At 68.0% G+C, this 12,741-nt stretch carries 11 protein-coding genes; 2 read left to right on the top strand and 9 right to left on the bottom strand.

Going from position 1 to position 12,741, the window contains the following annotated elements:
• Positions 1-82: 82 nt before the first annotated feature.
• From dxs to LPB142_RS14360, 8 genes are all read right to left on the bottom strand, one after another.
• Positions 83-2,011, bottom strand: coding sequence for a 1-deoxy-D-xylulose-5-phosphate synthase (gene dxs / locus LPB142_RS14395; RefSeq protein WP_071166772.1), 1,929 nt, complete (start codon positions 2,009-2,011; stop codon positions 83-85).
• 11 nt (positions 2,012-2,022) lie between these two features.
• Complete coding sequence (locus LPB142_RS14390; protein WP_394328600.1) at positions 2,023-2,892, bottom strand: polyprenyl synthetase family protein; 870 nt, start codon at positions 2,890-2,892, stop codon at positions 2,023-2,025.
• Entirely contained in the window at positions 2,889-3,134 is a 246-nt protein-coding gene (locus LPB142_RS14385; RefSeq protein WP_068765367.1) for an exodeoxyribonuclease VII small subunit, read from the bottom strand. Before LPB142_RS14385 ends, LPB142_RS14390 begins: the two co-directional genes overlap by 4 nt.
• A gap of 363 nt (positions 3,135-3,497) precedes the next feature.
• Entirely contained in the window at positions 3,498-4,118 is a 621-nt protein-coding gene (locus tag LPB142_RS14380; RefSeq protein ID WP_071166771.1) for a queuosine precursor transporter, read from the bottom strand.
• A 96-nt stretch (positions 4,119-4,214) separates the two neighbouring features.
• Complete coding sequence (locus LPB142_RS14375) at positions 4,215-5,141, bottom strand: esterase-like activity of phytase family protein (protein ID WP_071166770.1); 927 nt, start codon at positions 5,139-5,141, stop codon at positions 4,215-4,217.
• Entirely contained in the window at positions 5,114-6,019 is a 906-nt protein-coding gene (mepA, locus tag LPB142_RS14370) for a penicillin-insensitive murein endopeptidase (RefSeq protein WP_071166769.1), read from the bottom strand. Before mepA ends, LPB142_RS14375 begins: the two co-directional genes overlap by 28 nt.
• A gap of 21 nt (positions 6,020-6,040) precedes the next feature.
• Positions 6,041-7,378, bottom strand: a complete 1,338-nt coding sequence (locus LPB142_RS14365) for an MFS transporter (protein ID WP_071166768.1) — start codon at positions 7,376-7,378, stop codon at positions 6,041-6,043.
• Between the two features lie 69 nt (positions 7,379-7,447).
• A complete protein-coding gene (locus LPB142_RS14360; protein WP_071166767.1) occupies positions 7,448-7,975 on the bottom strand; it encodes an acyl-CoA thioesterase in 528 nt (175 codons plus the stop codon).
• Positions 7,976-8,108: 133 nt separating this feature from the next.
• Here LPB142_RS14360 and LPB142_RS14355 point away from each other — a divergent pair, with 133 nt between their 5' ends.
• Together LPB142_RS14355 and recQ are read left to right on the top strand one after the other, a co-directional pair.
• Positions 8,109-8,402, top strand: coding sequence for a YggT family protein (locus tag LPB142_RS14355; protein WP_071166766.1), 294 nt, complete (start codon positions 8,109-8,111; stop codon positions 8,400-8,402).
• Between the two features lie 2 nt (positions 8,403-8,404).
• Positions 8,405-10,480 (top strand): DNA helicase RecQ, encoded by a 2,076-nt coding sequence (gene recQ / locus LPB142_RS14350; RefSeq protein WP_071166765.1) that lies wholly within the window; start codon positions 8,405-8,407, stop codon positions 10,478-10,480.
• Here recQ and LPB142_RS14345 read toward each other — a convergent pair whose 3' ends face one another.
• Positions 10,481-12,709, bottom strand: a complete 2,229-nt coding sequence (locus tag LPB142_RS14345) for a response regulator (protein ID WP_071166764.1) — start codon at positions 12,707-12,709, stop codon at positions 10,481-10,483.
• Between the last annotated feature and the right edge of the window lie 32 nt (positions 12,710-12,741).

The raw sequence follows: 12,741 nt of genomic DNA, 5'->3' as shown, positions 1-12,741 counted from the left end.
GATCTTGCGTATTTAGGCCAAGAAGAAACCCCCTCGCTTCTTCTTGGTCCAAATACGCAAATTCTGCCCTCGCCCGCGGCGATCAGGCCCGTTTGGCGAGCGCGGCCCCGGCAAGCTCGAGCACTTTCGCCTCGATATCGGCCGCGTCGAGCTGGGCGGTGCGATACATGTCTTCGGCGCTGGCGTGGTCGATGAAGGTATCGGGCAGCACCATCGAGCGGAATTTGAAGCCGCGGTCGAAGACGCCATGTTCGGCCAGAAGCTGGGCGACCTGGCTGCCGAAGCCGCCGATCGCGCCCTCTTCGATGGTGATCAGCGCCTCATGCTCGGCCACGAGCCGCAAGATCAGCTCCTCATCAAGCGGTTTGGCGAAGCGCGCATCCGCAACGGTGGGCGCGAGGCCGCGCGCGGCGAGCGCCTCGCGGGCCTTGAGAACCTCCGCGAGCCTTGTGCCGAAGCTCAGGATCGCGACGCGCCCGCCTTCGGCGACGATCCGGCCGCGGCCGATCTCGAGCGGCACGCCCTCTTCGGGCATGTCGACGCCCATCCCTTCGCCGCGCGGGTAGCGAAACGCGATCGGCCCCGTGTCATGGGCGGCTGCCGTGGCGACCATATGGACAAGCTCCGCCTCGTCGGCGGCGGCCATCACCACCATCCCGGGCAGGTTGGCCAGAAACGCGATATCATAGGCGCCCGCATGGGTCGCGCCATCGGCGCCGACGAGCCCCGCGCGGTCGATCGCAAAGCGCACCGGCAGCCGCTGGATCGCGACGTCATGCACGATCTGGTCGTAGCCGCGTTGCAGGAAGGTCGAGTAGATCGCGCAGAAGGGTTTCATCCCCGCCGCCGCGAGCCCGGCCGAGAAGGTCACTGCATGTTGCTCGGCGATGCCGACATCAAAACAGCGGCGCGGGAAGCGCTCGGCGAAGAGGTTGAGCCCGGTGCCATCGGGCATCGCGGCGGTGATCGCCACGATCTTGTCGTCGCGCGCGGCCTCCTTGATCAGGCTTTCGGCGAAGACCTTGGTATAGCTCGGCGCGTTCGAGGGCGCCTTGACCTGCACGCCGGTCGCCACGTCGAAGCGGTTGGTGGCGTGGCCGCCGTCGGGGCGGCTCTCGGCGGGGGCGTAGCCCTTGCCCTTTTTCGTCAGCACATGGATCAGCACCGGCCCGCGCGCGCGGCTTTTCAGCATCCGCAGGATCGGCAGCAGGCTGTCGAGATCATGGCCATCGACCGGGCCGACATAGGTGAAGCCCAGCTCCTCGAAGAGCGTGCCGCCCACCGCCATGCCCTTGAGCATCTCCTTGGCGCGGCGCGCGCCTTCCTGGAAGGGCTCGGGCAGGAGGCTGACCGCGCCTTTGGCGACGGCCTTGAGGTCTTGCAGCGGGCCTTCGGCATAAAGCCGGGTGAGGTAGCTCGAAAGCGCGCCGACGGGGGGCGCGATCGACATTTCATTGTCGTTGAGCACGACAAAGAGCCGCTTGCCGAGGTGGCCGGCGTGGTTGAGCGCCTCGAAGGCCATGCCGCCGGTCAGCGCGCCATCGCCGATGATCGCGATCGCGTCGCCGGTCTCGGCGCCGAGCTCGCGCGCCATGGCAAAGCCGGTCGCGGCCGAGATCGAGGTCGAGCTGTGGCCCGCGCCGAACGGGTCATAGGGGCTTTCCGAGCGTTTGGTGAAGCCCGAGAGCCCGCCCTTGGTGCGCAGCGTGCGGATCCGGTCGCGCCGCCCGGTCAGGATCTTGTGGGGGTAGCATTGGTGCCCCACATCCCAGATGATCTTGTCGCGCGGCGTGTCGAAAACCGCGTGCAGCGCCACGGTCAGCTCGACCACGCCGAGCCCCGCGCCGAGGTGGCCGCCGGTGACCGAGACCGCCGAGATCGTCTCGGCGCGCAGCTCGTCGGCGAGGCGATGGAGCTCGCGGTCGGTCAGCGCCTTGAGGTCAGAGGGCAGCGTCACCCGGTCGAGGACCGGGGTTTTCGGGGCGGTTTGGGTCGTCGGGGTCTCGGTCATGGGCCTTCCCGTCATGTCTCGCGCGCGATCACGAACCGCGCTGCCTGCCGCAAAATCTCTGCCCGGTCCCCGAAGGGTGCCAGCGCGGCCTCGGCCTCGTCAATCAATTCCTGCGCCCGCGTGCGCGCGCCCTCGAGGCCGAGGAGCGACACGAAAGTCGCCTTGCCGGCCTCGGCATCCTTGCCAAGCTGTTTGCCGACGAGCGCCGCATCGCCCTCGACATCCAAGATATCGTCGGCGATCTGGAAGGCGAGGCCGAGCGCGCGGGCGTAAGCCGCGAGCGGGCCCGGGTCGGCGCCCGCGATCAGCGCGCCGGCCTCGGCCGAGAACGAGATCAGCGCGCCGGTCTTGCCGGCCTGGAGGCGGGTGATCTCGGCAAGGGTGAGCGGCGCAGGCGCGGTTTCGGCGGCGATATCAAGGGCCTGGCCGTAAACCATGCCCTCGGCGCCCGAGGCTTTCGCCAGCCGCGCGACCAGCGCGAGCCGGTGCTCGGCCGCGCCCAGCTCGGGCGCGCAGAGGAGCTCGAAGGCCAGCGTCTGCAGCGCATCGCCCGCCAGAACCGCCGTCGCCTCATCCCATTTCACATGGACGGTGGGCTGGCCGCGGCGCAGCGCGTCGTCATCCATGCAGGGCATGTCATCATGCACGAGGCTGTAGGCATGCAGCGCTTCGACCGCCGCCGCCGCGGGCATCGCCGCCGCCGGGGCTATGCCGTAAAGCGCCGCCGATTCGAGCACGAGAAAGGCGCGCAGCCGCTTGCCGCCCGAAAGCGCATAGCCCATCGCCTCGCGCAGCGCGCCCTCGGGCAGCCGCGCGACCGCCTGATCGAGCGCGGCCTGCACCGCCACCTGCACGTCCTTCAGCCGCTGGGCAAACATCACAGACCTTCGACCGGAACCGTCCCCGTGGGGCCATCGGCGCCCAGAGTGATCTTCTCGACCCGCTCCTCGGCGGCTTTCAGAAGCTCCGCGCAGCGCGCCTTGAGCGCCGCGCCGCGTTCGTAAAGCTCGATCGATTTGTCGAGCGGGACTTCGCCGCGCTCCAGCTGGCTGACCACGCGCTCGAGCTCGCCCATCGCTTGCTCGAAACTCATCGTGGCAATACTGGCCTGATTATCGCTCATCCGCCCACTCCTTTGGCCCAAGGGGATGCCAGTTTTCGGGCCGCGGCACAATCGAAAAGGGCGATTTCGCGGGGCCGCGGGCGGCCCAAAAGCGAAAGCCCGCCCGGGGCACGGGCGGGCTTTGGCGATCGAAAAGGGCCGCCGGCTCTGCCTGCGGCCCCCGAGATCTACGGAGATGGTCCGGTTAGGGTTGGAACCCGCCGTCCCAGCCAGGGTTATTTGCCCTCAGGTCTGCCCTCAGGCCACGGCCCCCCTGACTGTCCCGACACCTCTCTCCAATATCACTCTAGACACTGGACCACCTCCTTTCATGCGTTGCCGATGAGTTAAGGGTGGCACAGATTTGGTGTATGGCAAGATAATTCACGCAAGTTTTGGCGAAAGTTGCGTGACGATTGCCTTAAAAGGAGGCAGCGCCACGAGCGAAAGCGCGAATTTCACACACCAATCGGCGCAGGCCAGCGAGACCCAGAGCGGCACCGCCGGGCCGAAGCCCAGAAGCGGGATCTGCTCATTGGCCCAGGCGACATCGGTGCCCGGGTCGAGGAAGGCGAGCTGACTGGCGAAGGCCACCGAGAAGAAGATCGCGGTATCGAGCGAGGCGCCCACGATCGTCGAGGCGAGCGGCGCTTTCCACCACACGCCCGCGCGCAGGCGGTTGAAGATCGCGACATCCATCAGCTGCGCGGTCAGGAAGGCCGCGCCCGAGGCGAGTGCGATGCGCAGCGTGACATAGGGGCCGAATTCGCCCTCGATCTGGGTGCCGATCAGCGAGCAGATCACGCCCACGACAAAGCCCGCGAAGACCACGCGCCGCGCGGCCTGCACGCCATAGACGCGGTTCATCACATCGGTGACGAGGAAGGCGAAGGGGTAGGTGAAGGCGCCCCAGGTCAGCCAATCGCCGACGAGGAATTGCACCAGGATATTCGACGCGACGACGATCGCCGCCATGGCGAGAACGCCGGGGAGGGTAGCTTTCATGGGTTCACCGTTTTTACATGGTAGCGGGGACATGGCCCGGAGGCTCCGGGCAAGCGCGGCGCATACGCTTCGGCCGCGCTTCGGTCAAGAAAAACCTCAGCGCAGGATGTATTCGACGATCTCGGTGCGCTGGAAGAGGTTGAAATTGTCGTCCGAGACCATGGTGAGGCGAATCGCGCCGGTGCGGTCGCGCCAGACCGAGAGGCCCTCGAGATTGTCATGCACGCCGGCATTGGTCTGGATCAGCACCTCGCCGCCGGTGACGGTCTTGCCCGCGATGTCGAAGACGCGCACCCGGCTGAGAAAGCCCAAAAGCCCCCAGAAATCGCGCTCGAGCAGGTAGAAGCGGCCATCGGGCCCGAAGGCGGCATCGACCGCGAGCCAATCGCCATCGCGCGGGATCGAGAAGGGCTGATCCCAGCGGCCGTTGCGAAAGCGCCAGACCGGGAAGGGCCGCGTGAGCAGGCCTGAGCGCTCGGGCAGGGTGTAGAGCGTGCCCTCGGCGTCGATCGCGAGCGTCTCGAGCGAGGAATTGTTCTGCATCTTCTTGAAGGCGTCGGGGCGGGGCAGTTTCTCGGCCGGGCCGCCATCGGTCGGGTAATGGGCGACGCGGGCGAGCCCCTCGAAGGAGATATAGACCGAGCCATCGCGCGCGCGCGCCAGGCCCTCGCTGTCGCCGGTGCGGGTGCTCAGGGTCTCGCCGGTGGAGGAATGCAGCGCGACCGGGCCGGAGGTGACGGTGACGCCGAGGATCCGGTCGGTGGCGTCGCGCCGGATCTCGCCGCGCCAGAGCGTCGTGCGGTCCGAAAGCGCGATCATCTCGCGCCCGTCGGGGCTGAGTTCGATCCCGGAAAACCCGCCGAAGGCCTCGTCGCGCTCGTTCCAGACATAGGTCTGCAAGAATTCCGCCGGCGCGGCGAGGGCCAGCCCCGGCGCCGCGATCGCGGCCCAGAGCAGAAGGGCCAGGGCGCGCGCGGCCCCGCTCACGGCCCCGCTCACGGCGCGGCGAGGACGTTGCGGCATTGGCCGGGCAGATCCGCCATCACATAGGTCTTGGCGGTTTTCGGCGCGGGGCCGGTCGGTTTGGGCCGTTTGGGCGGGTTGCGCAGCTCCTCGAGATAGGTCGTCACCCACCAGTTCAGCGTCTCGTCACAGCCATCGCCCCCCTTCGAGAGCTCGGCCACCGTCGGGCTTTGCACCTCGCAGGCGCGGCTGCCGGGGGGGCATTTCAGGCGCACATGGAAATGGGTGTTGTGGCCATAGATCGGGCGGATCTTCTGCAGCCAGGCGCGGTCGCCCTGCGGTGCGGCGTTGCACATCGCGATCTTCGCCGCCGCCGCGACGAAAACGCGGTCGACGCGCGGATCCGAGGCCGCGGCCTTCATCAGCGCCATATGCGCGGGCGTCCAGGCGCGGGTGGTGCGGGTCTGATCCTCGGTGCGGATCGAGATCGAGGAGATCTTCTCGCGTTCCGCCCGCGAGAGCGTGAGGCTTTTCGGCGGCAGCATCCAGATATCGGCATCGAGGCCGATCTGGTGGCTGGCGTGGCCGCCGGTCATCGGGCCGCCGCGGGGCTGCGAGATATCGCCGATATAGAGGCCCTTCCAGCCCGGCAGGGTGGCGGCAAAGCGCGACAGATCCTGCAGATAGGCGAGCATCTCGGGCTGGCCGTAGAAGCGGTTGCGCGAGAGCCGCATCATCTGCCAGGTCTCGCCGCTTTCGGGCATCGCGACGAGGCCGGCCGCGCAGCCCTTCGAGTAAAAGCCGATCGGCGCGGGGGCCTGCTGCGAGGGGGTGCGCGCGGCGCCGAAGAGCTCGCGCGCGAGCGGCTCGGCGCGGGCGGGCAGGGCGGCGAGAAGCAGGGCGAAGGCGAGGGCGGCGCGGGCACGCAGGCGGGTCATCGGGGGCTCCTTGGCTCGGGCTCAGGCACGGGGAACGGGGGTCGAACGGACAAAGACTAGCAGCCCCGCGCCGAGAACGAAAAGCACGATCACGGGAGTGATGCCGAGCGACTGGTTGTCGGTGATCTGGGTCACGGCGGCGATCGAGAGCGGCGCGAGGAAGGCGGTGGCCTTGCCGGTGAGCGCGTAAAGGCCGAAGCTCTCGGTGATCTTCTCGGGCTCGGCCTGGCGCACCATCATCGTGCGCGAGGCCGATTGCAGCGCGCCGCCGCCCGCGCCGATCAGCCCGCCGAGCAGGTAGAAGGCGATATCGGGCAGGCGGCTTTCCGGCCCGACGGCAAGGCCGAAGACCGTGCTGCGGTCGATGAAGACCACGCCGATCACCACCACGATCAGAACCCCAAGGCAGGCCGTGATCACCGCCATCGGGCCGAAGCGGTCATCGGCCTTGCCGCCAAGCCAGGCAAAGAGCGCGCCGGTGATCGTGCCGAGGATGCCGAAGATGCCGATCCGGGGGATCGACCAATCGAGCACGCCTTTGGCGTAGAGTCCGCCGAAGGTGTAGATGCCGTTGAGCGCGTCGCGGTAGAACATCGAGGCGATCAGGAAGGCCAGGAGCGAGCGGTTTTGCGGCAGGGCGCGCAGGGTGGCGCGCAGCTCGGGCCAGGCCTCGCGCGCGGCGCGGGCGACGGGCACCGCGCCGGGGTGGCGCGGCTCGCGCACCCAGAGGAAGAACGGCACCATGAAGAGCGCATACCAGAGCGCGGTGAGCGGCCCGACGATGCGGGTATCCTCGCGGCTCGCCGGGTCGAGGCCGAACATCGGCGGCAGGCCGATCAGGGTCTTGCCGGTCGCCGGGTTCACCTGCAGGAGCGCGAGCATGACGACGAGCGACAACAGCCCGCCGACATAGCCAAAGGCCCAGCCCGAGCCCGAGACCTTGCCGATCTCGGCACGCGGCGCGAGATCGGGGAGCATGGCGTTGGTGAAGGTGGTGGCGAATTCCATCCCGATCATGCCGATCGCGAAGGCGGTCATCACGAAGAGCAGCGAGAAATCCCCCGGCGCGGCGGCCCAGAGCGCCCCGGCGCCCGCCACATACATCGCCGAGAAGAGCCAGATGAACGGCATCCGCCGCCCCGAGCGATCCGCGATCGCGCCCAGAAACGGCGAGGCGAGCGCGATGACGAGGCCCGCGAGCCCGACCCCATAGCCCCAGACCGTCTGCGCCGCAGAGCCCGAGCCGAGCAGATCCTTCATGTAGGGCGCGAAGATGAAGGTGATCAGCAGCGTATTAAAGGGCTGGCTCGCCCAGTCGAAAAACCACCAGCCCCAGATTTTCTTGCGTGCCGCGTCCATGCCCGTCCCCCGGTTTGCGCCCGGGCCGATCAAGCCCGAATTCGCCGCCCGGCGCAAGGCGCGGCGGGGTCAGAAGCTCGGCGGCCAGGGGCGTTCGCCCTCGGCCTTGATCCAATCTTGCACCCAAAGCGGCAGATCGGGGCTCGGGCCGGTGTGGCCCAGCGCGGCCGCGACCTCGGCGGGCGGCACGATGCCCGCGCGCGAGGTGATCGCGCCGCGGATCAAGATATGGTTGCAGCACTCGCCCCCGCGCCACATCGCCTGCTCCATATAAAGAAAGCGGTGGTCCCAGCCGATGCAGCGGGTGCGCATCTCGAAGCGCTGCATCATGGTGATGCGCTTGCGATAGCGCGTGGTGTTGCCGGCCACCACGATCCCCCAGCGGTTGCGCATCAAGGCCGCGTTCAGGCCCGCGCGCTGGGCGAGCTGGATCCGCCCGAGATCGAACAGCGTCAGGATCCGGCCGTTGTTGAGATCCTTCCAGGGGTCGATGTCCCAGGGCCAGGCGATATGGTGGCTGACCACCGTGTCGAGGATGTCGAGGGGCTCTTTGCGGCGATGGATGAGCGCCTTGCCCATGCGGATGATCGGATACATGCGGGTCTCCCTTTGCGCCAGCCGTGCCGCACCGCGGCGCGATGTCAACCGAAACGTCGCGGAAATGGCGCCCCAAGGTTGCAACGGGGCCCGGGCTGGCATACCTCTGATCTGTCTTGCCCGGAGGTTTCGCATGGTCACGCTGTTTCAGGCGCTCAACCTGATCCTGAACGTCATCTGGTTCATCATGATCACCCAGATCATCATGAGCTGGCTGATCAATTTCCAGGTGCTGAACCTGCGCCAGCCGCTCGTCGCGCAGATCTGGTATGGGCTGAACAACCTCCTCGAGCCCGCCTATCGCCCGATCCGCCGGATCTTGCCCAACACGCCCGGGATCGACCTCGCGCCGCTCGTCGCCTTCATCGTGCTGATCATTGCGCAGCGCGCGCTGATCAACAACGCGGGCTTCTTCTACGGCTATTGAGAATGCTCGAACGGCCCTCCGACCCCGCGCCCGATCCGGGCGAGCTCTTGGCCCGGATCTTCGGCTTTCAGGCCTTCCGGCCGGGCCAGGAGGAGATCGTGCGCGCGGTGATCGCGGGGCGCGACACGCTCGCGATCATGCCGACGGGGGGCGGGAAATCCCTGTGTTTCCAACTGCCTGCGCTCTGCCTGCCGGGGATGACGGTGGTCATCTCGCCGCTGATCGCCTTGATGCGCGATCAGGTGCGGGCGCTGAAGGCGGCGGGGGTCGAGGCGGGCGCGCTGACCTCGGGCAACACCGAGGAAGAGACCGAGGAGGTCTTCGCCGCGATCGACGAGGGGCGGCTCAAGCTCCTCTATATCGCGCCCGAGCGGCTTGCCTCGGGGGCGACGATGGCGCTCTTGCGGCGCGCCCGCACCGGGCTCATCGCGGTCGACGAGGCCCATTGCGTCAGCCAGTGGGGCCATGATTTCCGCCCCGATTACCTGCGCATCGGCGAGCTCAAACGCGCGCTCGGCGTGCCGCTGGCGGCCTTCACCGCGACGGCCGACGAGGAAACCCGCGCCGAGATCGTCACCCGGCTCTTCGAGGGGCGCGCGCCCGCGACCTTCCTGCGCGGGTTCGATCGGCCCAATATCCACCTCGCCTTCGAGCCGAAAGACCAGCCGCGCCAGCAGATCCTGCGATTTGCCGCCGCGCGGCGGGGCCAATCGGGGATCGTCTATTGCGCCGCGCGCGCGCGCACCGAAAGCCTCGCCGCGGCGCTGCGCGAGGCGGGGCACCCGGCGTGCCATTATCACGGCGGCATGGAGGCCGAGGACCGCCGCGCGGTCGAGGCGCGGTTTCAGCGCGAGGACGGGCTGATCGTGGTCGCGACCGTGGCCTTCGGGATGGGCATCGACAAGCCCGATATCCGCTGGGTCGCCCATGCCGATCTGCCGAAATCGATCGAGGGCTATTATCAGGAGATCGGCCGCGCGGGCCGCGACGGGGCGCCGGCCGAGACGATGACGCTTTACGGCCCCGACGATATCCGCTTTCGCCGCCAGCAGATCGACGAGGGCCTCGCGCCCGCCGAGCGCAAGGCGGCCGATCACGGGCGGCTCAACGCGCTTTTGGGCCTCGCCGAGGCGACCTCGTGCCGGCGCCAGAAGCTCCTCGCCTATTTCGGCGAGGCGGCGGAGCCTTGCAACAACTGCGATCTGTGCGAGACGCCGCCCGAGCTCTTCGACGGCACCGAGGCGGTGCGCAAGGCGCTTTCGGCCGCGCTGCGCACCGGCGAGAGCTATGGTGCGGGCCATCTGATCGAGATCCTGCTCGGCCAGACGAACGAGCGTATCGCCGCGCGCGGCCATGACCGGCTGCCGACCTTCGGGGTGGGCAAGGATCTGACGCGGCCGCAGTGGCAGGCGGTGTTCCGGCAGATGATGGGGCATGATCTGGTGCGCCCCGATGTCGAGCGGCACGGCGCGCTGGTGATGACCGAACGCGCGCTGCCGATCCTGCGGGGCGAGGAGGCGATCACGCTGCGCCGCGATCTGGTGCGGGCGGCGAAGGGGCGGCCAGTGGTCAAGGCGCTCGTCTCCGAGGAGGACGCGCCGCTGCTCTCCGCGCTCAAGGCCAAGCGGCGCGCCTTGGCCGAGGCGGCGGGCGTGCCGGCCTATGTCGTTTTCGCCGATCGCACGCTGATCGAGATGGCCGAGGCGCGGCCTGCGAGCCTCGATGCGATGGCGCGGATCAACGGGGTCGGGGCGAAGAAGCTCGAAAGCTACGGCGCGGCCTTTCTCGAGGTGATTGCCGGGGCGGGGGCCGCGGCGCCGGTGCACCCGGCGCGGATGAAGCTCGCCGGCCGGCCCGAGGGGGCGCTTTTCGATCAGCTCGCCGAGGCGCAGCTCGCGCTGGCGCGCGGCGCGGACGGGCAGGAGCGCTATCTGAGCTGCACGCAGACGACGCTGCGCCAGATTGCCGAGCAGAAACCGAAGAGCCTCGAAGGGCTCGAGCGGATCTCGGGGATGGGCGCACAGAAGGTGGAACGTTTCGGCGCGGCGTTCCTCGCGCTGATCGCGGCGGAGGCCTGATCACCCCGGGTCCGGCGCCACCGGGGCGCGGGTGCCTTCGGGCTGCGCCTCGGCGATCCGCTTGGCAATTTCGACCTTTTTCAAGGGCTTGGTGAGGTAGTGATCGACGCCGGCGGCGAAAATCGACTCGCTGTCGCCATCCATCGCATGGGCGGTGAGCGCACAGATCGGCACATGGCCGCCCTGCATCAGCTCTTCGGTGCGGATTGCGCGGGTCGCCTCGCGGCCGTCCATCTCGGGCATCGAGATATCCATGAAGATCAGATCTGGCGCGAAGCTGCGCCATTTCTCCACCGCCTCGCGGCCGTTATTGGCAAATTGCAGCTCGATGTCGAAATCCTTGACCATCTTCGAGAAGACGAGCTGGTTGGTGCGGTTGTCCTCGGCGGCGAGGACGCGCATCTGCCGGGCCTCGACGGGGGGCGGCGGCAGGGGGGCGGCGGGGATCGGTGCGCCCGGCGCGGCCTTGTTCTGATCGCAGATCTTTTGCAGCATGTGAAAGAGCTGTGAGCGCAGCACCGGCTTTTCGAGGCAGCCGGCGAGCTGGCCCGCGAATTCGTCGGCGGCGAGCGCGCCGGCATCCGAAGTGAGCAGCAGGATCGGCGTTTCGATGCCGCGTGCGCGCAGCCGGCGGCTGAGCTCGAGCCCGTCCATTTCCGGCATCTTGTGATCGGTGAGCACGACATCGAAGCTCGCCCCGTCGTCGAGCACGCGCAGCGCCTCGGCGCCGCTGCGGCACAGCGTCACCTCGAGGCCGAAGGTCTCGAGCTGGCGTTCGAGGATCACCCGGTTGACGAGCAGGTCGTCGATCACCAGCGCGGCCTTGAGCGCGATCGGCGGGCCGAGATCCTCGGGCGCCTCCGCCGGCTCGGCGCGCGGCACCGTCACCTTGAAGCCAAAGCACGAACCGACGCCGAGCTCGCTGTCGACCCAGACCGTGCCGCCCATCAGCTCGATCAGTTGTCGCGTGATCGCGAGGCCAAGCCCGGTGCCCTCGAACTTGCGGTTCGAGGCGCTCTCGACCTGGTTGAACTCGCCAAACACATGGTCGAGATTTTCCCGCGCGATGCCGATCCCGGTGTCCTCGATCGAGATGTGCAGATCGAACTGGCCGCCCTCGCGCTCGAAGCCGACGATGCGCGCCATGACGTGCCCCTTGGCGGTGAACTTGACCGCATTGCCGATCAGGTTGGTCAGGATCTGCCGCATCCGGCCCGGGTCCGCGATGAAGCGGGTGGGCAGGAAGAGGTCGTAATCGACCAGCAATTTCAAGCCCTTGTCCTTGGCGGAGGGCTGCAGGAGCACCATGATTTCATGCACGCAGCGCTCAAGATCGAAGACCTCGGGGTAGAGCTTGAGCCGCTCCGCCTCGATCTTGGAATAGTCGAGCACGTCGTTGATGATGGTCAAAAGCGCCTCGCCGGAGGAGCGGATCGTCTCGGCATAGAGGCGTTGCTCGTCGCTCAGATCGGTCTCGGAGAGGAGTTCCGCCATGCCCACGACGCCGTTCATCGGGGTGCGGATCTCGTGGCTCATGTTGGCGAGGAAGGCCGATTTCGCGCGGTTCGCGGCCTCGGCCTTTGCGCGCGCTTCCTCGAGCTCGGCCTCGCGTTCGATCACCGAGGTGATGTCTTGCGCGAGACAGACCAGATCGCCGCCCTCGCCCCGGCGGTCGATGAGCCGAATATGGCGCCCGGTGCGGGTGGTCAGCACGAAGGGCTCGATCTGGTCGCGGCGGATCCGCGCGATCATGTCGTGGTGCCAGTCGAGCGGGTCGCGCCCGCCCATCTCGACCATGCCGTGACGCGCGACGATCCGCAGCACCGCGTCATAGGTCACGCCCGCCGAGACCGCGATTTCGCCGCGGAAGAACGACAGATAGGCCTTGTTCGCCGCGACGAGGCGCAGATCGGTATCATAGACGGCAAAGCCGTCGCGGATCGTTTCGAGCGCGTCCCACAGCCGGCGCTGCGCGATCAGGGCGACGGAATGGGCCTGTTCGAGATCGTTGCGGACCTTGTTGTTCTCGCCCTTGAGCGACTCGGCCTCGGTGAGCGCGCGTTGCAGGCCGTGGCGCTGCTGCACGATCTGATCGGAGAGCGAGCGCGCATGGAGGGCGAGCTTCTGGTTCGCGGCAAAGAGCTCGCGCTTCTTTTGCTCCAGAAGCCGCTCCGCCGCGAGTCGGGCCCGCCGTTCCTGCGCCAGTTTTTCGACGATGCTGGCACTCATCCCAAGGCCATCCGCTAGATCTCTACCGGGCT

Source organism: Rhodobacter xanthinilyticus, from assembly GCF_001856665.1.
Lineage (GTDB): Bacteria > Pseudomonadota > Alphaproteobacteria > Rhodobacterales > Rhodobacteraceae > Rhodobacter > Rhodobacter xanthinilyticus.
This window is presented reverse-complemented; position numbering and strand designations above follow the sequence as displayed.